Source organism: Streptomyces sp. NPDC052109 (assembly GCF_040680195.1).
GTDB lineage: Bacteria > Actinomycetota > Actinomycetes > Streptomycetales > Streptomycetaceae > Streptomyces.
On record NZ_JBFAWF010000004.1, the window covers coordinates 131,382 to 152,947 of the forward strand.

General features: G+C 73.6%; 22 protein-coding genes and 2 pseudogenes. 12 read left to right on the forward strand and 12 right to left on the reverse strand.

From position 1 onward, the window contains the following. Positions 1 to 108 precede the first annotated feature (108 nt). Together AB0L59_RS11520 and AB0L59_RS11525 are read right to left on the reverse strand one after the other, a co-directional pair. Entirely contained in the window at positions 109 to 783 is a 675-nt protein-coding gene (locus AB0L59_RS11520) for a pyridoxamine 5'-phosphate oxidase family protein (protein ID WP_365581785.1), read from the reverse strand. Between the two features lie 37 nt (positions 784 to 820). Continuing rightward, positions 821 to 1,897: a zinc-dependent alcohol dehydrogenase family protein gene (locus AB0L59_RS11525; protein WP_365581787.1), complete on the reverse strand. Its 1,077-nt coding sequence runs from the start codon at positions 1,895 to 1,897 to the stop codon at positions 821 to 823. Positions 1,898 to 2,145: 248 nt separating this feature from the next. Between AB0L59_RS11525 and AB0L59_RS11530 the strand changes: the two genes are divergently transcribed. Further along, positions 2,146 to 2,547: an STAS domain-containing protein gene (locus AB0L59_RS11530; protein ID WP_365581789.1), complete on the forward strand. Its 402-nt coding sequence runs from the start codon at positions 2,146 to 2,148 to the stop codon at positions 2,545 to 2,547. A gap of 242 nt (positions 2,548 to 2,789) precedes the next feature. On the opposite strand, the gene AB0L59_RS11535 is transcribed toward AB0L59_RS11530, so the two are convergent. Next, the gene (locus AB0L59_RS11535) at positions 2,790 to 3,692 is read right to left on the reverse strand and encodes a universal stress protein (protein ID WP_365581791.1); all 903 of its coding nucleotides are present in this window, start codon (positions 3,690 to 3,692) and stop codon (positions 2,790 to 2,792) included. Positions 3,693 to 3,715: 23 nt separating this feature from the next. Further along, entirely contained in the window at positions 3,716 to 4,621 is a 906-nt protein-coding gene (locus tag AB0L59_RS11540; protein WP_365581793.1) for a universal stress protein, read from the reverse strand. Positions 4,622 to 4,926: 305 nt separating this feature from the next. Between AB0L59_RS11540 and AB0L59_RS11545 the strand changes: the two genes are divergently transcribed. Beyond that, complete coding sequence (locus tag AB0L59_RS11545; RefSeq protein ID WP_365581795.1) at positions 4,927 to 5,601, forward strand: CBS domain-containing protein; 675 nt, start codon at positions 4,927 to 4,929, stop codon at positions 5,599 to 5,601. Between the two features lie 74 nt (positions 5,602 to 5,675). Then, positions 5,676 to 6,377 (forward strand): response regulator transcription factor, encoded by a 702-nt coding sequence (locus AB0L59_RS11550; protein ID WP_365581797.1) that lies wholly within the window; start codon positions 5,676 to 5,678, stop codon positions 6,375 to 6,377. Between the two features lie 80 nt (positions 6,378 to 6,457). Here the strand turns inward: AB0L59_RS11550 and AB0L59_RS11555 are convergent, their stop codons facing one another. Continuing rightward, complete coding sequence (locus AB0L59_RS11555) at positions 6,458 to 6,862, reverse strand: Hsp20/alpha crystallin family protein (protein WP_365581798.1); 405 nt, start codon at positions 6,860 to 6,862, stop codon at positions 6,458 to 6,460. A gap of 314 nt (positions 6,863 to 7,176) precedes the next feature. Here AB0L59_RS11555 and AB0L59_RS11560 point away from each other — a divergent pair, with 314 nt between their 5' ends. After that, positions 7,177 to 8,058, forward strand: coding sequence for a universal stress protein (locus AB0L59_RS11560; protein WP_365581800.1), 882 nt, complete (start codon positions 7,177 to 7,179; stop codon positions 8,056 to 8,058). Between the two features lie 84 nt (positions 8,059 to 8,142). Here the strand turns inward: AB0L59_RS11560 and AB0L59_RS11565 are convergent, their stop codons facing one another. Next, positions 8,143 to 9,033, reverse strand: coding sequence for a universal stress protein (locus AB0L59_RS11565; RefSeq protein ID WP_365581801.1), 891 nt, complete (start codon positions 9,031 to 9,033; stop codon positions 8,143 to 8,145). Between the two features lie 387 nt (positions 9,034 to 9,420). Here AB0L59_RS11565 and AB0L59_RS11570 point away from each other — a divergent pair, with 387 nt between their 5' ends. Continuing rightward, complete coding sequence (locus AB0L59_RS11570; RefSeq protein WP_365581803.1) at positions 9,421 to 10,092, forward strand: DUF4097 family beta strand repeat-containing protein; 672 nt, start codon at positions 9,421 to 9,423, stop codon at positions 10,090 to 10,092. Positions 10,093 to 10,287: 195 nt separating this feature from the next. Here the strand turns inward: AB0L59_RS11570 and AB0L59_RS11575 are convergent, their stop codons facing one another. The 3 genes from AB0L59_RS11575 to AB0L59_RS11585 all read right to left on the reverse strand — a co-directional run bounded on the left by AB0L59_RS11575 (position 10,288) and on the right by AB0L59_RS11585 (position 12,390). Next, positions 10,288 to 10,728, reverse strand: a complete 441-nt coding sequence (locus AB0L59_RS11575; RefSeq protein WP_365581804.1) for a GNAT family N-acetyltransferase — start codon at positions 10,726 to 10,728, stop codon at positions 10,288 to 10,290. Positions 10,729 to 10,886: 158 nt separating this feature from the next. Next, on the reverse strand, positions 10,887 to 11,330 hold the full coding sequence (locus AB0L59_RS11580; RefSeq protein ID WP_365581806.1) for a universal stress protein: 444 nt from the start codon (positions 11,328 to 11,330) through the stop codon (positions 10,887 to 10,889). Positions 11,331 to 11,523: 193 nt separating this feature from the next. After that, complete coding sequence (locus tag AB0L59_RS11585) at positions 11,524 to 12,390, reverse strand: universal stress protein (protein ID WP_365581808.1); 867 nt, start codon at positions 12,388 to 12,390, stop codon at positions 11,524 to 11,526. Positions 12,391 to 12,682: 292 nt separating this feature from the next. Between AB0L59_RS11585 and AB0L59_RS11590 the strand changes: the two genes are divergently transcribed. Both AB0L59_RS11590 and AB0L59_RS11595 read left to right on the forward strand, forming a co-directional pair. Next, positions 12,683 to 13,276: a WHG domain-containing protein gene (locus AB0L59_RS11590; protein WP_365581810.1), complete on the forward strand. Its 594-nt coding sequence runs from the start codon at positions 12,683 to 12,685 to the stop codon at positions 13,274 to 13,276. After that, positions 13,273 to 14,031: an alpha/beta hydrolase gene (locus AB0L59_RS11595; protein WP_365581811.1), complete on the forward strand. Its 759-nt coding sequence runs from the start codon at positions 13,273 to 13,275 to the stop codon at positions 14,029 to 14,031. Before AB0L59_RS11590 ends, AB0L59_RS11595 begins: the two co-directional genes overlap by 4 nt. A gap of 90 nt (positions 14,032 to 14,121) precedes the next feature. Here AB0L59_RS11595 and AB0L59_RS11600 read toward each other — a convergent pair whose 3' ends face one another. Beyond that, positions 14,122 to 15,846, reverse strand: a complete 1,725-nt coding sequence (locus tag AB0L59_RS11600) for a DUF2264 domain-containing protein (RefSeq protein WP_365582191.1) — start codon at positions 15,844 to 15,846, stop codon at positions 14,122 to 14,124. A 67-nt stretch (positions 15,847 to 15,913) separates the two neighbouring features. After that, positions 15,914 to 16,033, reverse strand: a pseudogene (locus tag AB0L59_RS11605) (carbohydrate esterase); the annotation flags it as partial. Positions 16,034 to 16,514: 481 nt separating this feature from the next. On the opposite strand from AB0L59_RS11605, the gene mmuM reads away from it, so the two are divergent. After that, a complete protein-coding gene (mmuM, locus tag AB0L59_RS11610) occupies positions 16,515 to 17,456 on the forward strand; it encodes a homocysteine S-methyltransferase (RefSeq protein WP_365581813.1) in 942 nt (313 codons plus the stop codon). A 150-nt stretch (positions 17,457 to 17,606) separates the two neighbouring features. Here the strand turns inward: mmuM and AB0L59_RS11615 are convergent, their stop codons facing one another. Continuing rightward, the gene (locus AB0L59_RS11615; protein ID WP_365581814.1) at positions 17,607 to 19,175 is read right to left on the reverse strand and encodes a carboxylesterase family protein; all 1,569 of its coding nucleotides are present in this window, start codon (positions 19,173 to 19,175) and stop codon (positions 17,607 to 17,609) included. 667 nt (positions 19,176 to 19,842) lie between these two features. On the opposite strand from AB0L59_RS11615, the gene AB0L59_RS11620 reads away from it, so the two are divergent. From AB0L59_RS11620 to AB0L59_RS11635, 4 genes and pseudogenes are all read left to right on the forward strand, one after another. Then, the gene (locus tag AB0L59_RS11620) at positions 19,843 to 20,778 is read left to right on the forward strand and encodes a hydroxyacid dehydrogenase (RefSeq protein WP_365581816.1); all 936 of its coding nucleotides are present in this window, start codon (positions 19,843 to 19,845) and stop codon (positions 20,776 to 20,778) included. Positions 20,779 to 20,784: 6 nt separating this feature from the next. Continuing rightward, on the forward strand, positions 20,785 to 21,003 hold the full coding sequence (locus tag AB0L59_RS11625) for a hypothetical protein (protein ID WP_365581817.1): 219 nt from the start codon (positions 20,785 to 20,787) through the stop codon (positions 21,001 to 21,003). Positions 21,004 to 21,024: 21 nt separating this feature from the next. Then, positions 21,025 to 21,250, forward strand: a pseudogene (locus AB0L59_RS11630) (substrate-binding domain-containing protein); the annotation flags it as partial. A 73-nt stretch (positions 21,251 to 21,323) separates the two neighbouring features. Then, a complete protein-coding gene (locus tag AB0L59_RS11635) occupies positions 21,324 to 21,515 on the forward strand; it encodes a hypothetical protein (RefSeq protein ID WP_365581819.1) in 192 nt (63 codons plus the stop codon). Positions 21,516 to 21,566 lie beyond the last annotated feature (51 nt).

Below are 21,566 nucleotides of genomic sequence, written 5' to 3' on the forward strand. Positions count from 1 at the left end.
CGAGGCGACCCGTCCGGCCCGGGCCGCAGCCCGGTGCGTGCGACGAGCGCGCCGGCGGTTCCGGGCGATCGAGCACCGGTCGACGTCGTCGGACCGCCCCGGCCGCGCTCAGGCCCTGATCCGGCGCCCGGTCACCGTGTGGGCCTCGATGCGCACCCACAGGTCGCGCGCACCGCCGGCCCAAGGCGCGCTGTACGCCTGCTCGGTGAACCGTTGCCGCTCCCGCTGGTCCGTCACCGTGCGCGCGTGACCGCGGATCAGGACGCTCCATCCCTGGCTGAAGGCGTCGTCGATGCGGTCGACCTCGAAGGCCACGTCCTGCCCTGCGGCGAGGGACGGTGTCGCGCCGAGGGCGGTGCGGAAGACGATCGCGCCGTCGACGACGCTGTAGTTGACGGGCACGATCACCGGCCCGGTGTCGGTGGGTACCGCCAGCCGTCCCACACCGTGCGAGCCGAGCAGCGCCCGGCACTCCCCGGGTTCCAGCTCGGTGAAGCGGGCTTCGCGTACGGCGCGCCCGGGGCCGGGCGGCAGGTCGACAGCGCCGCCGGTCAGCTCGGTCACGGTGGTTTCCAGCACCTCGGCCAGCCTGATCAGGGCACCGGTGCCCGGGGCGGCGCCGGGATGCTCCTCCAGGTACCGGAGGTAGCCGACGGCCATGTCGGCCCGTGCGGCCGTCTGCCTCCGGGTCAGGCCGAGTTGGGCCCGCCGGGCGGCGAGGCGGCGGCCCAGATCGCCCCGCGGCGCCTCCGTCGCCGGGTGCGCACTCGTCTGTTCGGTCATGGCCCTCATGCTCCTTCTCGATCGGGCCGCGGAGATCTCAGGGTCGGGCCGCGGGGACGGCGACTTCCGCGTGCTGTTCCCCGCCGAGCACGACCTTCAGGGCGCCGGTCTCGGCGGCCTTGGCGAAGACGTCGTAGGCCTCCTCCATGTGGTTCAGCGGGAAGGTGTGGGTGACCAGGTGCCCGGTCGGCAGCCGCCCGGCGGCGGCCATCCGCAGCAGGGTGGGCGTGGAGTACGTGTCCACCAGGCCGGTCGTGATGGTCACGTTCCTGATCCAGAGTTCTTCGAGATGCAGCGTGACGGGCCCGCCGTGCACGCCGATGTTGGCCACGTGCCCGCCGGGGCGGACCATGCGGGTGCACAGCTCGAAGCTCTCCGGAACGCCGACCGCCTCCATGACCACGTCCGCCCCGAGCCCGCCGGTCAGGTCGTCGACCAGCTGGCCGGGATCCTCGCGGACGTCGGCCACGGCGTCGGCGCCGAGCCGCCGGGCGGCCTCCAGCCGGGCCGGGGCCATGTCGACCGAGATGATCCGTTCCGGGGCGAACAGGCGTGCCGTGACGACGGCCGCGAGGCCGATGGGTCCGGCGCCGACGATGGCGACGGTGTCGCCGGGACGTACGCAGCCGTTGAGGACGCCCACCTCGTAGGAGGTGGGGAAGATGTCCGCGAGCAGGACGGCGTCCTCGCCCGGAAGGGCGGCGGGCAGCGGGTGCACGGACAGGTCGGCGTAGGGCACGCGGACGAACTCGGCCTGGGTGCCGTCGACGAGGTGGCCGAGGATCCAGCCCCCGCCGCCCCGGCACTGGCCGTAGGAGCCGTCCCGGCAGAACCGGCACCGGCCGCACGGGGTGATGCAGGAGACCAGCACCCGGTCCCCCGGCCGTACGGTGCGCACGTCGCCGCCGACCTCGACGATCTCGCCGACGGCCTCGTGGCCGAGCACCGTCCCGGGGCGGACCTCGGGCACGTCGCCCCTGAGGATGTGCAGGTCGGTTCCGCAGACGGTGACGGCGCCGACCTGCACGATGGCGTCGGTGGGTTCCTTGACGGCAGGGTCCGGGACGTCCTGCCAGGACGCCTGTCCCGGACCGTGGAAGACGAAGCCCTTCATGACAGCTCCCTTGTCCTTCTTCGTCGGTCCGCCGCGGGCTCCGGGGTCCGGGAGGACGCCGCAACCGCCCGCACCTCCAGCTTCGCCGCCGGCCGGCGGTGCCGCTTGGGCCTTTGGACCCTCGCGCCCGGCCGGACGGGTGCCCGTCGGCGTCCGTGGCGGTCGCGGGGCCGGACGGTGCCGTACGGACCTGCGGCCGGGGCCGAACGGCCCTTCCCACGGTCCCCCGGCCCCGGTTCGCTCGTTCCATGTCCGAGAAAGACACGGCCCAGGCGGGGGAGCACCACACCGCACAGGACGTGGTCCTGGCCCACCGCGTGGCCGACGGAGTGACCGTCGTGTCCCTGGGCGGCGAGATCGACGCGCTGAACGCGTACGCGCTGGCACGGCGGCTCGACGCGCTCACCGCGTGCCCCCACCTCGACCTGGTGCTGGACCTGCGGCCGGTCACGTTCATCGACTGTGCCGGGCTCGGCGTCCTGTGCCGCGCACGCAACCGGACGCGGGTCCGGCGGGGACGGCTCCGGCTGGTCGCGGAGAGCGCGGACTTCCGGCGGATGCTGCGGATCACCGGCCTGGGGGACGTCTTCGAGGTGCACGAGCGGCTTCCCGACCCGCTGCCCGAGCGCGCCGCGGGTGCGGCGCGGTGAGCGCGAGGCCGGGTCCGTCACGCCGGCGGAGCGCTGGGCCGGGGCGACTCGAGACGCCGGGTCCACCGCGTGCCCCACACGCGGCTCACCACAGACCGCGTCGGGCGCCGGACGTCGGCCACGCCTTCGGCCGAGCCACGACTTCCACCGACCCACGGCTTCCGCCGGCCCACCGCTTCGGCCGGCCGTGGACGACCGTCCGCCGATCCGGCGGTCCGCGAGGCGGCCTGCGAGCCGGTGGCTCAGGCGGGTTCCGGTACGACGGCCACCGGGCACCCCGCGTGGTGCAGCACGCCGTGGGCCACGCGGCCGAGCCGGAGGCCGAAGTGTCCGTGCCCGCGCGGGGCGCCGACGACGAGCAGGTCGGCCTCGTGGGAGACGGTGATCAGGGCGTCACGGGCGTGTCCCTCGACGGTGCGCCGGTCCGCCTTCAGGTCGGCCGGTGCGTCCCGCAGCGCCTCCTCCAGCAGCTCGGCGGCCCGCTGCTGCTGTGGCAGAGGTGCCGGCCCGCCGGCGAGCTGGGGGTCGCTCTGGACGACGTCCGGGGGACGGTGACCGGTGGTCGCGTGTGCCGGGCGCCGCCAGGCCCGTACGGCCTCCAGGGGCACCCCGCGCAGCGACGCCTCCTGGACGGCGAACCGTACGGCCGCCGAGCCCGCCGGCCGCTCGCCGACGCCGAGGGCGATACGGCCCCGGATCCCGGCACGAGCCGGGTCGTCGGGGCGGCCCCGCAACACGATCACCGGGCACTGCGCGTGCCCGGCCACCGCCAGGCTGACGGAGCCGAGGAGCGTCTCGGCCATGCGGCCGCGGCCACGGCAGCCCAGCACCACGGCGAGGGCGGCGCCGCTCTCCCGTACGAGCCCGTGCTCCGGTTCCTCGGGCAGCACGGCGGTGGTGAGCTTCAGGCCCGGGTGGCGGCTCAGGGCACGGTCCTCCGCGGTACCGACGACGTCCCGGGCCATCACCTCCTCCAGCGGCTTGCCGAGTTCCTGCGCGAGCAGTGCGCCCTCGTAGCGCTCCCAGAGGGAGGCGTACACGAGCCGCAGCGACGCCCCGCGCAGGGCGGCCTCGTCGGCCGCCCAGTCGACGGCCCGCAGGCCGGGCTCGGAGCCGTCGACACCGACGACGATCGGAAGGTCCATCGTGTTCACCGTCCCTCGTGGGGTCAGTCGTGCGGGACCACGACGACGGGGGCCACGACGTGGTGCAGCACGGCGTGCGCGACATGGCCGAGGCGGGTGCCGAGCGGGCTGGTGCGGACGCGTCGGCCCACGACGACCAGGGAGGCCTCGCGGGAGGCGGCGACGAGCACCTGGGCCGCGCCGCCGCACCGGCTCGCCTCGACCACCGCCACGTCCGGGAACTTCTGCCGCCAGGGGCGCAGCGCCTCGCTCAGGGCCGTGGCCTGCCTGCGGGCGAGCGAGCCGTAGAGCTCGGGATCGCCGTAGAAGCGGTAGAAGGACGTGGGCGGCTCGCTCCAGCCGTGCACGACCCGCAGGGGCGCGTCCCGGTGCGCGGCGGCGTCGAAGGCGAAGGCGAGCAGTGTCGCGTCGGGCGCGTCGAGGTCGAGGCCGAGGACGACGGGCCGGAAGGGGGTCGCGGCGGACGGCACGCCCACCGGGTCCGTCCTGTGCTCGTCGGCGGCCTGCGCTCCGGCCCGGACCAGCGCCACCGGGCGTTCGGCGTGGGTGAGGACGGCCCGGCCGACCGAGCCGGCCATGAAGCCGGTGATGCCGCCGAGGCCGCGCGAGCCCAGCACCATCAGCTCGGCGGAGTCCGCCGCCTCGGTCAGGGCCGCGGCCGGGTCCCCGGTGAGCCGGTCGGTGATCACCTCGATCCCGGGATGGCGCAGCCGCAGCCCTTCGGCGGCCTCCCGGGGAACCTCCTCGGCCCACTGCCGCCGGCTCTCGCCGCCGAGCGGCCGGGCGTGCCCCACGCGCACGGGCACCGGTTCCCGGACGTGGACGACCTTCAGCGGCAGACCGCGCAGCGCGGCTTCGCGCGCCGCCCACTCGGCGGCGGCCCGGCTCTCGGACGAGCCGTCGAGACCTACCGTGACCGTCGGAGTCATCGTCCCCACCTCCCGGCGCGAGGGACCCACCTTTCAGCCTGGTGCCGCCGCGCCCGCGGGGTGAGGGGCCACAGGTCCCGGTACGGGACCGACCGGCCCCGCGCACCGCAGCCGCGTCGCCGCCGGCCCGGGCACGGCCCGGCACCCCCGCCGCCGTACGGCTGTGCTCCAGGTTCTGTGCCAGGGCCGAAAGCCGTGGCGATGGGGCGGAGCGGCCCACCCCGGGGCCTGGTGACCCATGGCCCGTCCCCGGGCGGCGGCACATGCTGGGACGGACGGCCGCCACGGACGTTACGGAGGTCACCATGTACGGCACCCCGCACATCGTCAGCGATGTCATGACCCACACGGTCGCCGCCGTGGGCCGCCGGGCTCCCTTCAAGGAGATCGTGCGGCTGATGCGGGACTGGCGGGTCAGCGCCCTGCCCGTGCTCGAGGGCGAGGGCCGCGTGGTCGGCGTGGTGTCGGAGGCCGACCTGCTGCCCAAGGAGGAGACGCGGGACGAGCCGGAGACGGGCTACCTCCAGCTGCGTCAGCCGGTCGACGTGGCGAAGGCCGACGCCCTCACCGCGGGGGACCTGATGTCGTCGCCCGCCGCCACGGTCCGCGCGAACGCCACCCTCGCCGAGGCCGCGAGCACCATGGCGCGCGAGGGGGTCAAGAGGCTGCCCGTGGTGGACGGGACGGGACTGCTGGAAGGCATCGTCAGCCGCGCCGACCTGCTCAAGGTCTTCCTGCGCGCGGACGACGACATCGCCGAGGAGGTCCGGCACGAGATCGTGTCGTACCTCTTCCCGCCGCCCGCGTCGGCCGTCCAGGTGGACGTGCACGACGGAGTCGCCACGCTGCAGGGCCGGATCCGCGACACCGCCCTGGTCCCGGTGGCCGCGCGCCTGGTGCGGGCCGTGGAAGGCGTGGTGGACGTGCGGTTCGACCTCGCACGCGACGACCATGGAACGAGTGGGGCCGGTCGGCCCTAGTCCGTGCGGCACGGGCGGAGGGACGATCAGCCCCCTGGACAGTCCGACTCTGTCCCGGGGAACGAGAGGTCGCCATGACCGAGACACGCACCTTCACGGCGCAGAACCCGATCCGTGTGTTCCTGCTGGACGATCACGAGGTCGTACGGCGCGGCCTGGCCGACCTGCTCGACGCCGAACCGGACATCTCCGTGGTCGGTGACGCGGACACCGCCGAGCACGCGCTCGCCCGAGGTCCCGCGCTGCGCCCGCATGTCGCCGTGCTCGACGTACGGCTTCCGGACGGGGACGGCATCTCGGTCTGCCGCGAGCTGCGCAGCCGGATGCCGGAGCTCGCGTGTCTGATGCTGACCTCGTTCGACGACGAGGACGCCCTGCTGGACGCCATCATGGCCGGCGCCTCCGGCTATGTGCTGAAGCAGATCAAGGGATCCGACCTGGTCTCCGCGGTGCGCACCGTCGCCTCGGGACAGTCGATGCTCGACCCCGCGACGACGGCCCGGCTCATGCGCTCCCTGCGGACCGACCCGGCCGAGACCCGGTCGTTGCCGCCCGAGCTGGCGGCCCTGTCGCCGCGCGAACGGGACATCCTCGCCCTGATCGGCGACGGTCTCACCAACCGCGAGATCGGCAAGAGGCTGTACCTGTCGGAGAAGACGGTCAAGAACCACATCTCGCGGATGCTGGCGAAACTGGGCGTCCAGCGCCGGGTCCAGGCGGCCGTCCTCGCCTCCCATCTGGAGCCACAGGGCCCTGGGGAACGTACGGATCGCTGAGAGGCGGTGGCGGCCGGGAGGCGAGGTACGCATCGGCGGGCCCGCGCCGGGCCCGCCGGGTGAAGGGTGTTCGCGTCGCGTCATCCGCCGTGACTGATCGCGATGTGCCGGGCCTGCGCCTTCTCCGCGCCCAGGCCCACGCTGACGGTCAGCATGCCGTCGGTGTAGTCGGCCGTGATGTCGTTCTCGTCGGCGCCGGCCGGCAGCGTCACGCTGCGGCTCATCGAGCCGTACCGGATCTCGCTGTGGTTCTTGTCCACGTCCCGTTCGGTGCGCTCGGCCTGGACCGTGAGCACCCCGTCGCCGATGACGACGTCGATGTCCTCGGGGGTCATGCCCGGAAGCTCGGCGCGTACGACGTAACGGTCGTCCTCCGTGTAGTCCTCGATACGGACGGAGGGCATCGAGAACTTGCTGGGAATGGTCTCGAACCAGTCCGGGATGTCCGGGAACGGGATCTTCTGCCTGCGGGTGAGTGTGGCCATCGCCATACCTCCTCGAATCTCGCCTGTTTCCAGTGCAGCGCGCCCGACGGCCCCGTGCTGAGGCCGAACAGCCCATGTCGTGGGTCCCCGAAGTCCCTATCGCTCGCCCAGGCCAGGACCCGCCGGGCTCGCACGGCCGCTGCCACGCACGGTGATGGGCGGCGGGTGACGGACGCCCGCCCGACCGTCGAAGGGGGGAGGCGGGGCCGGGCGGCCCGCGGCGGGGACCAACGGCCCCTGGCACTTCGCGCGGACCACGACTTTCGTGGGAGCGGCGGCTCCGTCCAGGCCGCCGCGGCAAGGAGGGAGGCCCCATGTCCGCACCGGGCGACCGTCCGCCGATCGTGGTCGGCGTGGGAAACGATCCCACCCGATGGAGGGCGCTGTCCTGGGCGGCCGACGAGGCGGCCCGGCGACGGGTGCCGCTGCGTCCGGTCCGCGCCGAGGGCGTGCCGACCAGGGGCTACCGGGGGCGAGAGGTCCCGCCGTCCTGGGAGGAGTGGAACGAGGAGCTGCACCGGGGCGGGAAGCAGGCGCTGGAGGAGGCCGTTGAGCACGTCATGGCCCGGCATCCCGAGGCCGAGGTGGACGCCGTGCTCGCCGAAGGCGACCCGGTGTGGGTGCTGGGCGAGGCGAGCCGCGGCGCCACCGCCGTCGTCCTGGGCTCGCAGCACCTGAGCCGGGCCCGGGAGGCCTTCGGCTCCGCATCGGTCGCCCTGCCCCTCATGGCGCGGGCGCACTGCCCGGTGGTGGTCGTTCCGGAAACGGAACAGGTCACCGAGGAGAACGCCCACTACGTCGTCGGCGTCGATGGCAGCGCGCACGCGGCGACCGCCGTCGACCTCGCGTTCGAGGAGGCCGCACTGCGCGGCGCCGGTCTGCGGGCCGTGTACGTCTGGCAGCCCGGACCGCTGAGGATCTTCGACGAGTACGGGGCCCAGCAGGAGGGCCGCCGGCTGCTCTCGGAGACCGTGGCCGGCCGCCATGCCCGCCACCCCGACGTCGGCCTGCGGCAGGAGCTGGTCGTCGGGCATCCGGTGCAGGCGCTCACCGACGCCTCGGCCGGGTCTCTGGGCCTGGTGGTGGGCACGCGCGGGCACGGTGGTTTCACGGGGATGCTGCTGGGTTCGGTCAGCCAGGGAGTGCTGCACCACGCCCGTTGCCCGGTCATCGTCGTTCCGCCTGCGCGGACCTGAGCGCTCGCCCGTACCGGTCTCCCGGCCGGTTGGCCGGTATGTCGGCGACGGTATGTCCGCAGAGCCCCCGGGCCGTCACGCACGTCAGGGGAAGTCCGGTACGACGGCCACCGGGCAACTGGCGTGGTGCAGCACCGTGTGCGCCACGCGGCCCAGTTCGAGCCCGCCCCGGCTGCGCCGCCGCGGCACCCCGACGACCAGCAGGTCCGCGGCGGCGGACCGCTGGAGCAGCACCGTGCGGGCCGGTCCCTCGACGACGCGGCGGAGCACCCGTGCGTCCAGCTCCGGCTGATCGGTCACGGGAGTCCCGGGATCCTCCAGCAGCCCCTCGATCAGCGCGGCCGCACGCTCCTCCTCGTCGAGGTCCAAGTCCTCGGCGTGCCGGGGGTGTTCGACGGGCTGGCGGGCGGGCCGACGCCAGGCGCGTACGACGTCGAGGACGCACTTGCGGGCCGCGGCCTCGCGCAGCGCGAAGTCCCTCGCCCTGTCGCTCGTGCCGGGTTCCCCGACGCCGAGGACGATCCGGCCGTGGGTGCCCGCGATGCCCGCGGTGTCGCCCCGGACCACGATCACCGGTCCGGCCGCCCGGCCGGCGACGGTGAGGGCCACCGAGCCGAGCAGCACTCCCCGCAGCTCGCCGCGACCGCGCCGGCCGGTCACCAGGGCGGTGGCGTTGTGCCCTTCGCGCAGCAACGCGTCCACCGGCTCCTCCGGCAGAACGGCGCACTCCACCGGGACGGCCGGGGCCCGCCGCCGGGCGCGCTCGGCCGCGGCGGCGACGAGGTCGTCCGCCGTCGACGGACGGAGGCGCCGCAGGGGGCCGGTCGAGGGCGGACGGCCCTCGTACCGCTCCCAGAGCGGCGCGTAGACGAGTCGCAGGGGCAGACCGTGCATGCCCGCCTCGTCGGCCGCCCACTCCACCGCCAGCAGGCTGGAGTCCGATCCGTCGACACCCACGACCAGGGGAAGACACATGGCCCTCACCGCCCTTCGCCGGTCCGCGGCAACCACAGCCTGTCCTGCTCTCAGACTCACACCGCCGGCACGGCGAGCCGACGGGCGGATCGGCCCTTTCGACGGGCAACCGACTCCATCGCCCCGGGACGTTCGGCCCCGGCGGGCCCCGGCCGTGAAGGGTCCGGCGGGGGTCGTTTCGGGCACCCCGCGGTTCGACAGAGCGTTCACTTGCATGTCATTGCAACGAACAGGAGGGAGATCGTTGCATTAAGGTCGAAGCCAATGCAACGATTTCTCTGCTTTGATCTGCATAGATGCCGAGCACTCGCAATGAGTTTGTTGCGTTATCAGTGAACGCAACGTAGCGTTTCCAATATCAGAAACAACGGACCGAAGGAGCGCACCATGCAGAAGTTCGACACCCCCGCCCCGGTCTCGGCCGTCCTGGACATCCCCGCGGGACGCATCCGGCTCCTCGCCGCCGACCGGACCGACACCACGGTCGAGGTCCTGCCCGCGGACGCCACCAAGAACCGCGACGTGAAGGCGGCGGAGCAGATCACCGTCGCGTACGGCGACGGCGTCCTGCGGATCGAGGCCGCACCGGCGAAGAACCGGGTCCTCGGCCACTCCGGATCCGTCGAGGTGACCGTCCGGCTGCCCGCCGGCTCCCGTGTCGAGGCGAAGGCGGCCCTCGCCGCACTCCGAAGCGTCGGACGACTCGGTGATGTCGCCTTCGAGGGCGCGCAGGCCACGGTCGATCTCGACGAGACCGCGAGCGCCCGCCTCGCCCTCCAGGCCGGCGACATCTCGGTCGGCCGCCTGGGTGGCCCCGCGCAGATCAGCACCCGGAAGGGCGACCTGCGCATCACCGAGGCCGCGAAAGGCGCCGTCACCCTGCGCACCGAGCACGGCGACATCTCGGTCGGCGCCGTCCGCGGGGTCTCCGCCTCCCTGGACGCCGGCACCGCTTACGGCAGGATCCACAACGCACTCAAGAACACCGACGGCGCCGCCGCCGGCCTGGAGATCCACGCGACCACCGGCTACGGCGACATCACCGCTCAAAGCCTGTAGCAGAACCGCCATGACGACGCGGGCCATCACCCCGCGACTCGCCCCGCCCGAGGGCGGCGTACCCCGGCACCCCGTCGGCCGTACGCCGCCCCGTTCGTCCGCGAGGACGACCTCCTCCTGGCCGCCAGCACACTCGGTCGAGCGGGTTACGAGGTTCGGAAGGGCCACGGGGCACCGCGTCCCGGGCGACCCGGGTCAGGAAAGGCGCAGATCGATCCACGCGATGGTGTCCCCCGGCAGCAGGTACCGCTCGATCTCGACGAACCCGTGCCTGCGTGCGAACCGCAGACCGTCCTCGTTGGAGGACAGGACCACCGTTTCGATGACCTCGGCGCCCCATGCGCGTGCCCGGTCGAGCCCGCGCGCATAGAGCTCCGCGCCGAACCCCTGCCCACGGTGAGGAGCGAGCACGCGGGCTATGACCGTGGCCGTCGACGTGTCGTGCGACGGAGGGCGCACCGTGCTGCACCCCACGACAACGCCACCGAGGTACGCGACCTCCAGGTGGTGACGCTGCGCGCGTTCCCGCACCTCGTCCAGGGACAGGAGGTGCGTAGGGATGATCTCGTTGTGGACGTACCGCCAGTCCCCGAGGGTGACGTCGTCGTCCGGCTGCTGGATGCGAAGGTCAGACATCGCTGCAGAAGACCCGAGTACGCCTCGCAGGTCAACTCCGTTCAACCGCGCCGCCGAGGCGCCATGGCCACCGGGGGTCGCACGCGGCCGGCGGCTGCCGTGGCCGTTTGCCTGAGCAACCCACGGCTTTCGGCACAGATCACCGTCTGCGGAGCCGGTCACCTGTTGTGGTGTCGCACGATCACGACAGGGCAGCTGGCGTGCTGCGACACATGCTGGCTGACCGAGCCGAGCAGTGCGGCGGCGAACCCTCCCCGGCCCCGGCTGCCGACGACCAGGACCTCGGCTCCCTCGGCGGCCCGCAACAGCACGTCGACGGTGTTGCCGTGCACCACATGGCTGCGGACCGTGTCGGCCGCGCCCGCGCCGAGCACCTCGGTCAGCTCCTTCCGCATCCGCTGCCGGGCCTCGTCCGCGTCGACGTCCGTGTCCACGGCCGGCGCCGACCACCCGTGCAGTCCCGGCAGCTCCCACACCGCGATCGCCTCCACGGTGCCGCCGACGAGGCCCGCGTACCGAACGGCCCAGCGCAGCGCCTCGTACGAGGACGACGATCCGTCGACCCCGACGACCACGCGGGGCTCGGAGACATCCCTGTCCATGTGTGCCACCTCTCCCTACGGCTCTCCCACCCCGTCGATCCGCCCTGTCGTCTCCACGCTGCACGCGGTGACGCGATCTCGCCAGGGCAACGCGTGCCGGGTGCTGGGCCCGGCCCCCGTACCGCGCCGGCCCCCTCGCTGCCACGCCGGCCGCTCCGCGCCGCACGCCGTCGGTCAGGGGACCGTGCCGCGCTCACGACCGCTGGGGCACGACCGCGACCGGGCACGCGGAGTGGTGCAGCAGGGTGTGCGCCACGCGGCCGAGTTGGAGGCCGAAGTGGCCGGTCCTGCGGCGCGCTCCGACGATCACCAGGTCCGCGGCCGCCGACCGGTCCACCAGGACCTTGCTCGCCGGCCCCTCGAGCACCGAACGGTGGGTCCGGACACGGGGATACCCGGCGGCCGCGGCACCGAGCGACGCGTCGAGCAGTGCGCAGGCCGCCGCGTCGGCCGGTTCGCCCGCCCGCACCGGGTTGCCGCGGGCGTCATGGGCGGGGCGACGCCAGGCACGTACGACGTCCAGGGTGCAGCCCCGGGCGACGGCCTCGCGGAAGGCGAAGCGAAGGGCCTCGGAACCGGTGCCGGTGTCCCCGAGCCCGAGCAGGATCCGTCCGTGCGTACCGGCGAGACCCGCTCGGTCACCGCGCACCACGACCACGGGGCAGTGGGCCCGGGCGGCGACGGCCAGACCGACCGAACCGAGCAGCAGTCCCTTCAGCCGACCGCGTCCACGTGAGCCTGTGACCAGCGCGAACGCCTGCTCGCCCGCACGCACGAGGGCGGTCGCGGCGTCCTCCGGCACGATGTCGGTGGTGACCTTCACCTCGGACTCACGCCGCTCGGCGCGATCGGCCGCCAAGGCCACGATGTGCTCGGCCGGCACCTGTCCGGAGGGGCGTTCCCCGCCGGCCGACGGCAGTGCGCCCTCGTACCGCTCCCAGAGGGAGGCGTGGACGAGTGTGAGCGGAAGATCGTGGCGAACGGCCTCGTCCACGGCCCAGTCGAGCGCGAGCAGGGACGGAGCCGATCCGTCGACACCCACGACCAGAGGGAGTGTCATCGTCCCCACCGCCTTTTCCTGTGGGCCGCCCTGTCCTTGCAGCACATGGGGTCGGTTTCACCGTGGCACCCGCTCTCGGCGCGGACGAGGGCCCTTGGGCTCTTTCTGAGGGCTTTCGGCCCATGCCGGCGAACGGCCTGATGGGCGCCCTCGCATCTCCCTCGCCCCTCTCGTGCGACCGCCTCCCCCGGCCGCCCGGTTGCCGCGTTCCGGACTTCAGTCACAGACGGTTTCCTGGTATACCTAGCCCACAACCTAGAGATCCTAGGAAACACGGAAAGGCAGGCACCCCATGGCCCGAGCGGGCCTCACCGTCGACCGTGTCGTCACGGCCGCCGCCGAACTCGCCGACGAGGCAGGCTTCGAGAACGTCACCCTGTCCGCACTGGCCCGCCGTTTCGGTGTGAAGGACGCCAGCCTGTACTCGCACGTCCGGGGCCTTGCGGACCTGCGCTCCCGGCTCGCGCTGTACGCCGGCGCCGAGCTCATCGACCGGATCGCGGTGGCGGTGGCCGGCCGCGCGGGCAAGGACGCGCTGGCCGCCTTCGCCGGCGCCTACCGCGCCTACGCCCTGGAACACCCCGGCCGGTACGCGGCCACCCAGATCCGCATCGACCAGTCCCTGATCGCCGGCTCCCCGGCGATGCGCCGCACCGCCGAGATCACCTACGGCATGCTGCGCGCCTACGGACTGGACGAGCCCGACCTGACCGACGCCGTCCGCCTGCTGCGCAGCACCTTCCACGGCTACTGCGCCCTGGAGTCCGCCGGGGGCTTCGGCGCGGACCGGGACGTACGGGCCTCCTGGGACAAGGCTATCGACGCCCTGCACATGGCCCTCACCCACTGGCCCGCCGGAGACCGAACAGAGGCTGACGAACGATGACCGACGACCGCGTCTCCGACAACGGTTGCGACCACGTTTCCGGTGACGTCCACGCATACGACGTGACCGGCAGCGGTCCCGTGCTGCTGGTCCTGCCCGGTGGTGCCGGACACCCGATGGGGCTCGGGCCGCTGACCGAGCGGCTGGCCGCGCACTTCACCGTGGTGACCTACGACCCGCTCGGACTCGCTCACGGCCGGCTCGGGCTGCCGGTTCCCCAGCAGCGGGTGGCCGACTGGAGCGAGGGCGCGCACCGGGTGCTGGAGGCGGTGCTTCCGGCGGGCGCCGCCGCGTACGTCTTCGGGACCAGCGCCGGTGGTATCGCCGCCCTGGACCTGCTCGCCCGGCATCCCGGGAGGCTGGCGCACGTCGTCGCGCACGAACCGCCGTGCGTGACCGTGCTGCCGGACGGGCAGGAGCGGCGCGCCGAGCTGATCGGGCAACTGGACGGCCCCGGACGCCCGCCCGCGCAAGGCCCGTCGGCCACCCCGTACGGGGTCTTCCTGGCCCGCGTGCTGCACCGCTTCACCTCGTACGCACCGTCGTTCACCGCTCCCCCGGCCCCTCTCACGCTCGCCGCCGGCACCGACTCGCGCGGTCAACTGCTGTACCGTACGGCCGCGTTGCTCGCCGAGCGGCTGGGCGGCGCGTTCCTGGAATTCCCGGGCGGACACCTGGGCACGCGGGATCAACCGGTGGCGTTCGCGGACCTGCTCACGGACACGCTGCGCTCCAGTGCGCGGACCTCGGCGTAGGTGGGGATGGGGCCGGCCGGGGGCGTCCGGCGGCAATTGCCGACCGCCGCGTCCAGGGCCGCGCCGAGCGCCCGCCGGTTCACCGGGGCGTCACCGACCACGACGAGCCTGCGGAGCGCCCGTCCGGAGCCGTGAGCACCGCGCGTGCGAAGCGGTGAGGCCGAAGACGTTTTCCGTCCCGGACGTCCAGCGGACGGTCACCTCGTGATCGTCCCGCACCCGTACGGACACCAGTTCCGTCAGGGGCCGGGGGTCCGGCTCGCCGGTCAGCCGGGCGAGCGCCACGAACAGCGTGGCCCCGCCCGGCCCCGTCCGCCCTGTCAGCTCCTCCGACAGGCCGGACACCGGCAGGAGTTCGGCCCGGAGCCCGTCCGGTGGCGGCCATCCCGTGATGCGCACCGGTGTACCGGGCTCGGCGCCCGCCACGAGATGGGCGCGCACCTCCACCGCGCCCTCGGCGAGCACGAGGCTGGTGACGGTGATCCCGTCGCACACGGTGTGCCGGGAGGCGATCCACCCCTCACCCGAGCCGAGCGGCTCGATCCGGGTGCGGCTGGGATCGCCGTCGACGATCACACTGTTGTCGTAACCCGCCGCGGGCACGGTCGCGGTCGAATAGGCGAGCCGGGTGTAGTAGGGGTCGTAGCGCACGTCCTCGCTGCCGTGGTTGTGCAGCCGGACCAGCCCGTCCGAACGGGTTGACTGCAGCAGCCAGTTGGGGACCGGCAGGGGCGTCACCCGGTCCGCGCGCTCCGCCGGGCCCGGCTCCTCGGTCGCCGTCCAGACCTCGTGCTCCGGAGGCAGGAGCAGTCCGAGAAAGCCTTTACTCGCCCAGTACGGGGAGGCCGGGCCGGAGTAGTTCTGCACGAGCGAGTCGTCGGGGCCGTGCCAGCCCAGCGGGAGCAGGCCGCGCGCGTCGACCGCGCCCCGGTCGAGGAAGTACCGCAGCGCGCCCGAGGCCAGGCGTCGTGTCTCCCCGGGGCCGAGCGGGGTCTGTCCGGTCAGGACGCCGAGCCAGAGCGGAGCCGCCGTCGCGAAGCGGTAGGTGAGTGAGCGGCCCTGGTGCAGGGGAGCGCCGTCACCGCCGAACAGGCGGGCGTAGTCGACGAGATGGCGTGACAGCCGCCCCCCGTACAGGGACAGCAGTTCACCGTCGTCCGCGAGCCAGGCGTGCAGCACCGTGTACAGGTGCATCGCCCAGCCGTTGTAGTAGTCGAACTTCCGGCCGTCGCCGTCGGTGTACCAGCCGTCGCCGAGGTACCAGCCCTCGATCCGTTCCAGGCCGCGGTCGATCGCCTTGCGTGCCGTATCCGGCCGGTGGCCGATCTCGGCCAGGAAGCCGCCGACGGTGACGGGGAACAATTCCCAGTTGCACGCCCATGGTTCGGCGGTGAGCGCGTCCGCCAGCCAGTCGGCGGTGCGCTGCCGCACGGAGTCGTCCAGCCGGTCCCACAGCAGCGGCCGGGTCAGCCGCAGGGCGAGGGCGACGGACGCGGCCTCGACGAGCGGCTGGCTGCGGTCCTCGATGCGCGGCCAGACCCCGCCGGGACCGGTTGTGAGGCCGTCGGCGTAGCGGCCGAGCGCGGACTCGTCGCGGCGGAAGGCCGCCAGCAGCAGTGTGCGGGCGTACCCCTCCAGACCGTCGGAGAGGTGGCCCGCCTGGCTCACGTGGTCGCCGGGGAGGTGGTAAAGGGCGCGGTCGGGTGTGGCGTAGGGCTCGACGGCGGCCAGCAGGGCGTCGGCGGCGGCCTCCCAGTGGGCGCGGGTGTAACCGGTGCGGGGGCTGGACGAGCGGTCGGCGGGCGGCAGTTCGATCACGGCGGTGGCTGTCCTTCCTGGCGGGCCTGGGGCGCCCCGGTTCCGGTCGGGGCACCCCAGGGGTTCAGCCCACCCGCACGGCGCCCTCGGGCACCCGATGCAGGGCGAGCAATGCGTCACGGACCAGGCCCGCGCAGACGGTGGCGCCGTGCACGGGGGTGTGCGTGGCGGCGCGTTTCACGTGGGAGCAGGGGGAGATGCCTCGAACGCCGTCTGTCATCCCGAACGTCGAAAAGGTAAGGGCGTGCAGATGCGGGGGTCAATGGGTCCGGTGGGACTTGGAGAAAGCTCTTTCCCGTCGCATCCTCTTCCGTCGCCTCCGACCGCGCCGGCACCTTCCGTCCGGGGGTTTCCGTGAACTCGCCGAGGGGCGCACGCAGTTCGTGCCGGATCGGGTCGGGGCGTCCACGAGATCAGGAGACCGCGGCAGGTTCCGTGACTGCGCGGTGTGCGTTATTCCCGGCGCCTTTCCGGACACGTCCGCGTCTTCACGGCTTCCGGCTTCTGCACCGCTCCCGCCGTCTCCGGGGTTTCCGCAGATCCGTGGGTTCCGCCCCCTCTGGGGTTTCCGTGTCGTCGGGAGGGATGCGGACGTCCCCTCAGCCCGGACGCGGGGCCGGCCGGCCCCGGCAGCCCCGAGGCTCCGTTTGGACTAGCGTCGTGACATGACCAGCAACGCCACCCCCAGCCTCGCCGACGCCCTCGCCGCCGGGACGCTCGTGCTCGACGGCGGCATGTCCAACCAGCTGGAGTCGGCCGGGTACGACCTGAGCGACGAGCTGTGGTCGGCTCGGCTGCTCGCCGAGCGGCCGGAAGCGGTCACGGAGGCGCATCTCACCTACTTCCGAGCGGGCGCGGACGTGGCGATCACCGCCAGCTACCAGGCCACCTTCGAGGGCTTCGCGCGGCGCGGCATCGGCCACGACGACGCCGCGCGGCTGCTCACCCTGAGCGTGGGCCTCGCGCGCGAGGCCGCCCGGCAGGCCGAGCGCGCGGGCATCGGCCGACCGCTGTGGGTGGCGGCCTCGGTCGGGCCGTACGGCGCGATGCTCGCGGACGGCTCCGAGTACCGGGGCCGGTACGGGCTGAGCGTGAACGAGCTGGAGCGCTTTCACCGGCCGCGCATCGAGGTGCTGGCCGCGGCAGCGCCGGACGTTCTGGCTCTGGAAACGGTTCCGGACGCCGACGAGGGCACCGCACTGCTGAGGGCGGTGCGCGGGCTGGGGGTGCCGGCGTGGCTGTCGTACACGGTCGACGGTCGGTACACGCGCGCCGGACAGCCCCTCGAGGAGGCCTTCGCCCTGGCCGCCGACGTGGACGAGGTGATCGCGGTGGGCGTGAACTGCTGCGCGCCCCGGGACGTGGAGGCGGCGGTGGAGATCGCGTCCGGGGTCACCGGCAAGCCGGTCGTGGTCTATCCGAACACCGGGGAGGCCTGGGACGGCGAGGCCCGCGCCTGGACGGGGAACCCGGCTTTCGACGCCGGGCAGGTCAAGGCGTGGCGGGAGGCGGGGGCGCGGTTGATCGGCGGGTGCTGCCGGGTGGGGCCGGAGGTCGTCGCCGCGATCGCCTCCGGTGGCTCGGCGGGGGACGCCGGCTCGCCGTAGGAGGACGGGCTTGTACGGCGCTGGTGGGGGTGTTCGCCGACTGGCCGGAGAGGGCGGGGCCTGCGCGGCGGGGACAGGGCTTGTGTGGCCGCTCGCGCGGTTCCTCGCCCCCTTCGGGGCCGCCCGCGCATACCGTCGGCGGCGTACGGGTCAACGGCGGCGGGCGCCGACCGAACGGCGCAGGCGGCGTACCGCTGCCGCTAGCTCCGCTCCGGGGGCACGGAAGTCGGTGGCAGGGGCGGGTTCGGGGACCGTGGTGGCGGTCGACCAGAGGGCGAACTCCGCATCTCGTGGACCGTACGCGGTGTACGGGCTGCCGTCGCCGAAGATCCGTACGGGATGCGAGGGATCCCAGGCCTCCCAGCCGGGGTCGCCGGTCGCCACGAAGCGTACCCAGGCCGCGTGCATCGCGTCGCACAGTTCCTGCGGGGCGCCCTCGCCGGCCAGCTTCCTCGATTCGGGTGTCTCGCCGGTGTCGAAGACGAAGCCCAGTTCCAGGGCGTGGCAGGCGCCGAGGGACGGGATGTTGGACGGCCAGGCGAACTCGTAGAGGTGGGCGGCGCCGGGCCGGGAGTCGGCGAGGCGCTGCAGGGGCACGCGCAGCAGGTGGTCGGTGACCATCTGCCCGACGATCTCGGCGGTGCCGGCATCGGGGTGCAGGGCGCGGTAGCCGCGGGGCACGTCGTGGCCGGTGCGGCACCGGGCCATGGCGCCGCCGAGAGCGACGGGGCCGAGCCGGTCGACGTGTTCCACGAGCCCGCCGGGCACCAGCCACAGCCGGTACTCGTCCCGGGTCCAGCCCATCAGCAGTTCCACGCCCGCGCCGGCGTCCCCGTCGACCAGCGCCTCCAACGGGTCCCGCGGGACGAGGTCACCGTCCACGACGATGCCGAAGGCGGGTCCGCCCAGGACCGGGCTGCTGAGCCGGCCGACCTCGGCCTGGGTGCGCAGCAGCACGTCGCGGTCGACGGCGGCGAAGGCCTCGGCGGTGGCGGGGATCTTCAGGCGGGAGGCCATACGGCGCACCATGCGCCGTACCTTGTCGCGGTCGGAGACCTCGGGCGGGCCGCTCTGCAACACCGCCCGGCGGATCAGGCCGCGGGCCTGGGGCGCGGCGAGCAGGACTCCTGTGCTGATGGCACCGGCCGACTGCCCGCACAGGGTGATCCGGCCGGGGTCGCCGCCGAAGGCCCCGATCGCCTCGTGGACCCAGCGCAGGGCGGCAAGCTGGTCGCGCAGTCCGGGGTTCGGCGGCACGTCGGGAAACAGTCCGTAGCCCTCCACCCCCAGGCGGTAGTTGATCGAGACGCAGACGACGCCGTCCCGGGCGAAAGCGCTGCCGTCGTAAACCGTCACGGCGGAGGATCCCCTGGTGAGCGCACCGCCGTGGAGCCAGAGCAGGACGGGGAGCCGGGCAGCGGGGTCCGGCTCGGGCGTCCATACGTTGAGGTTGAGGCAGTCGTCGCCGGGGATCTCGGGGTCGGACAGGTACTGGGCGAACGCCTCGGAGTACGGCGGTTTCGGCGCGGTCGGCCCGAAGGCGCCGGCGTCGCGGACCCCGTTCCAGGGTTCGGGCGGCTCGGGCGGGCGGAACCGCCGGGGGCCGACGGGCGGGGCGCCGTACGGGATGCCCCGGAACACCGCGACACCCTTCTCGTACCGGCCGCGTACGGCCCCGTGGGGCGTTCTGACCACGGGGCCCGTCCGGTCTGCCGTCATCGCCCACCAGCCCTTCGCCGTGCTCGTGCGTCGTTCACCGCCAGGCTCGCTGCACTGCTCACATCAGAGCATCACAGCGCGCGGATGTATTCCGGTGCACGGACCGAGCGCTGGGCCGTTCGGCGTACGTCGGCTCCTCGGCGTACCTCAGCGTGCCGAAGCCGAGCTGGTCGTAGCCGCCGCTGGGGGCGGCCTGGCAGGACTGCGGCCGTGGGGTCCGGTAGCCCGAGCCGGTGGACGACCGCCTGCGGGTTGGGGGTTCGAGTGCCGTGGGGGTGCCCGTACCGATCGGCAAGCGCTTGCCCCGAGGAACAGGCCTCACGCCCCCACCTCGCGCGACCACGGCCGAAAACCCGTTCCAGAACCGGAGCCACAGCCCTTCCCCAACCCGCAATTCGGGTCTCACCACACGGTTTTGGCTCGCCAAGGGCCCGGGCCCGCCTCGCCCACTGTCGCCCACCTCACCGATTGACCCCCGCTCAGCGCCGGATCTAGCGTAGAAGGCGCTTTCGGAACCGTGTGCCATCAGCGCCTCAGGAGGGTCATGCCCAGCGCCGAGTTGCCCAGGCCCTGTCGTCGAACTCCCGTCTGCCCCGCGACGACAGGGCCCAGGGCCGTGTTCGCCATGGACCCGGTGCACCTCCCCCTTCTCTTCCCTCCGTCCCTCATGGCCAGGTTGCAGCAGGCGGCCGAGATCGATCCCGCGCTCGTGGTGCGCGACCTCGCCGATCCAGCCGCCGCCGTCTCGCTGGCCGATGCCGAGGTGCTGATCACCGGCTGGGGCTGTCCCGGCCTGGACGCGGGCGCCCTGACCGCGGCCCCCCGGCTGCGTGCGGTGCTGCATGCCGCCGGTTCCGTCCGTTCGCTGATCGGCGACGCGCTGTGGGAACGCGGCGTTGCCGTCTCCAGCGCGGCGACCGCCAACGCGGTGCCCGTCGCCGAGTACACGCTCGCGATGATCCTCCTCGCCGGGAAGGACGTCTTCGCCCGTCGCGAGCGCTACCGCGCCACGCACACCCCGCCCTCCCCCGCAGAGACGTCGGCCATCGGCAACGTCGGGCGCCGGGTCGGGATCGTCGGCGCCTCCCGGGTGGGCCGCCGGCTGCTGGAACTGCTGCGGCCGTTCGACATGGAGGTTCTGCTCCACGATCCGTTCATGAGCGGCTCCGAAGCCACCGCACTGGGCGCCGAACCGGTTGCGTTGGAGGACCTGCTGCGGCGCAGCGACATCGTCACCCTGCACGCGCCGGACATCCCCGAGACCCACCACCTGCTCGACCGTGCGCGGCTCGGCCTGATCCGCGACGGTGGGGTACTGATCAACACCTCGCGGGGCGCGCTGGTGGACCACGATGCCCTCACCGAGGAACTGGTGTCCGGACGGCTCCAGGCGATTCTCGACGTCACCGAGCCGGAGCCGTTGCCGCCCGAGTCGCCGCTGTACAGGTTGCCGAACGTCGTCCTCACCCCGCACATCGCCGGTTCCCTCGGCAACGAGTTGGAGCGGCTGGGCAAGGTGGTCGTCGACGAGCTGGAACGGCTGGCCGCGGGCTTGCCCCTGGCCTTCGAGGTACGGCGTGCGGACCTGGCGCGGCTCGCCTGACGGAGGTTGTCCGCAGGCCGGCTGCCGGGCGACCACCCGGTCTCGGAGGCCCGGCGCGACCGGATGATGAGTGCGATCCGCGAGCTGGACCACGTCACCCACGCCCATGCCCGCTCGCCGGCGGCCGGTGGCGCGATCGTGATCGACAACAGGACCGGAGCGGCGTTCGCGCCCGTGGCCGAGGGCGCCGCGCGGCCGGCTCTCCCTGGTCGGTACCACCGGTGAGGATCCGGAGCAGGGGCTGAGGTGCCGGACGATGTGAGCGCGGGCGACGACCTGCCCGAGGCCCGTCGGGCCGCCCGCGCCGACCACCGTCCGTCAGCCGCTCGGCGAAATGGCGGCGACCGCGCTCCGGCTGCTGGTGCGGATCATGCGCGGCGAACGCCCGGAGGGGACACACACCGACCCGTCGACCCGGCTGGTGCCGCGCGCGAGCACGGCCGCGCCGACCGGTGAGCGGCCAACTGCGTGAGGGACGGCGCCCGTTCGGGCGCAGCGCGGTGACCGCGCCCACGCGAGAGCGTTTCCCGGGCATGAACCTCACCATGCGCACCGCAGCGGCCCTCGCCGTGGCCGCAGTCGCCCTGGCCATCGCCTACGGCACGGCCCACGCCGCCTCCCGCACGCTCGCTCCCGGACTGCACCGGGCCACCGTGACCGCACCCGGCCAGGACCACGACCCGAAGGAGGACACCGAGCTCGACGGGATCGGCAGCCCCGACCTCGACGAGGACTGAGAGAAGAAGCGGAACCACGGCTGGAACACGTACGGAAGACACGGCGTCGGC